This window comes from Desulfobulbaceae bacterium, assembly GCA_015231515.1.
Classification (GTDB): domain Bacteria; phylum Desulfobacterota; class Desulfobulbia; order Desulfobulbales; family VMSU01; genus JADGBM01.
In genome coordinates this window covers 1-2421 of sequence record JADGBM010000212.1, presented here as the reverse complement: position 1 = coordinate 2421, position 2421 = coordinate 1, and the positions used below count along the sequence as shown (strand labels likewise).

The 2421-nt window shown below is 43.2% G+C and carries 3 protein-coding genes; 1 reads left to right on the top strand and 2 read right to left on the bottom strand.

What is annotated here, in order from left to right; genetic code table 11:
- Nucleotides 1-1036: serine/threonine protein kinase (locus HQK80_16410; GenBank protein MBF0223773.1), on the bottom strand; the 1036-nt coding region annotated here is incomplete at its 3' end.
- Nucleotides 1037-1043: 7 nt separating this feature from the next.
- The gene (locus tag HQK80_16405; protein MBF0223772.1) at nt 1044-1754 is read right to left on the bottom strand and encodes an FHA domain-containing protein; all 711 of its coding nucleotides are present in this window, start codon (nt 1752-1754) and stop codon (nt 1044-1046) included.
- 319 nt (nt 1755-2073) lie between these two features.
- Between HQK80_16405 and HQK80_16400 the strand changes: the two genes are divergently transcribed.
- Nucleotides 2074-2421, top strand: a 348-nt coding sequence (locus HQK80_16400; protein MBF0223771.1) for an HDOD domain-containing protein, incomplete at its 3' end; no start/stop codon positions are given.

Genomic DNA, 2421 nt, shown 5'->3' with positions numbered 1-2421 from the left:
CCAGAAGAGAGACAGCCCTGTTGTTATAGTTTTCAGCCTGTAAATCGGTGAAGTCCAGATCCATATAAGGACAACCGACTTTGAACAAACCTGTATAAATCTCGTTGAGTTCGTGCCTCAGGGATTTGAAGTCCTGATAGCGTTTTTCTACGTCAAAACTGACAATTTTTTTAAGTACGTGTCGGAGCGCTTCAGGTAAAGGATCAGCATTCCGCAGGCCGGAGGTCGGGTCAAGTTTTTCTTCGACCTGATTGTTTTTGTATGGTTTTTTGCCGCAGAGCATCATCCATAAACATATTCCAAAAGAAAATATATCCGTTCGATTGTCGACCTGGTGACTGTGTTTAAACTGTTCTGGTGAAGCGTAACCAGGCGTGCCGCGGAAGCCAATGGTTTGAGCGTCTGAAGCGCCCTTGAGTTTTGCTTTGCTATGTTCTGGGCTCGATTTGGTTTGAATAATTCCAAAGTCAGTAATTTTAATCAGAGCGTTCTTGGTGAGAAGGATGTTCTGAGGCTTGATGTCCCTGTGGATAATGCCTTGGGCGTGTGTAAACTCCATGCCGTGACAGAATTGGATAGCAAGCGATAACACAGTGCGCAGATCTTTGCAGCGGCCAGCGGTAATCCAGTCTTTCAGGTTACCACCATCGACATATTCAATAAATAGATGCGGGACGTTGTCCAGGTTCAGGACATAATAGCAGGTGGCCACATTGGGGTGCATACCCATGCGCACCCAACTGTTGGCCTCGTTAAGGATTCTTTGGGCGCCTTCCTCATCGGCTAAGACAATCGCCTTTGGCGCCTTGATGGCAACAGGGATTTTCCAGCCCAGGTGCTGGGCAATATAGACCTTGCCCATTGCACCGCTAAAGATCTCTTCAACCAGGTATCGATCAAGAATCGTATCGCCAGGCTTCCAGGAGGGCATTACGGGCAACGAGTTACCGACAATTCCCGCCAGTTCTGCTGCATTGGAGCGGAGTTGTGATTTCTTGGCGTCAGGCGTTAGTTTATTGATTAGCTGGGTAAGCATTTATAGTTTATTCAAAGCGTATCTGGGAATCTTTGATCTTGATAATGTCTCCAGTTCGAAGCTGTTGTTCATCGCTTATTTTTACATTGTTTACAAAAGTTCCAGCCCAGGATTTTTGCGGGACAATAAAAAAATTATTGTCGCGTTTAATGATGTAGCACTGGGCTTTACCGACAAACCAGCCGGAAACGATTATGTCGCATGACGAATCCTTACCGATTTTCACACTTGTTGCGCCTGCCAGCTCAAACTCCGTAGGGACTGCGCTTCCTTGAATAACAGTAAGCAGACCACCTTTGGCTTTGGGTTTGAATCTCTTTTTTTGAGGTTGGGGCTGCTTGCTGGTCACGAAGATAGTCTCATCATCCATGTCCATGAGTCCGGCTGAGACAGAGGTGCTGATCTTGAGATCGTCAATGGATTCATCACCAAGATTTGATTGCATGGTGAATTTGCCAAACTCTACAATATCATTTTCTGAAATCGGCTCGTCCGTAGTTATTTTCGTACCATTAACAAAGGTGCCGTTTGTGCTGCCCTGATCTGTGATAAAAAATATGCCGCCGTTAAGCACTAAAGAGAGGTGGTGGCGTGATATTGCAGTGTTATCAATGGCAACGTCACACTCCTTGCCTCGACCGATAGTGATCGTTTGACCTTCGGTGATTGAAAAAGTTTTGATGGTTTTGTCGTGTAGCGAAATTGTCCAGTCAGCCATAGTTAACTCCAAGAAAAAAATCAGTGGTATTGTCTTTAATACGACGGTGGTATTGTCTTTAATACGATGAAAGTTCAATCTGTATTAAAAATAGCATTTTTATTGTGATATAATGAGGTTATCACAATTTTTCTGGTCAATTAAGTAAAAAGTAATGTATTATTTACTATCATGAAAAAAAACTTTGTTTTTGCTCCTGTATTGTTTGTAAATAATTATGTTTATCACTTGACTCTTTTGCTCGGTTAGCTTTAAACAAAGGGCAAGCGGTAAGCAGTTTTTAAGAGTTCTGAAGAATACTTTAATATCCTGGTAAGGCATGATAGAAGAACAAAAAGATCCCGAACGATCAGAACGTATGTCTGAAATTTTTTCTAAACTGAACATGAGTGAACTGCCGGCCATGTCTCACAATGTTCAGGAACTGATCTCTTTGACCTGTAGCAGTCGCTCTGCTGCTTCCGAACTGTCTCGGGTTATTCTCAAAGATTATTCGCTCACTAACAAGGTGCTTCAGGTTGTTAACTCGGCCTATTATTCTATTGGCAGGCCGGTGAACTCCATATCGAGAGCTGTTGCAATCTTGGGGTTTGATGCTGTTCGTGATCTGGCGACTGCTATTGCACTTTTTGAAGAGTTTATTAAGTCTGGTGTTGAAAAAGATAGT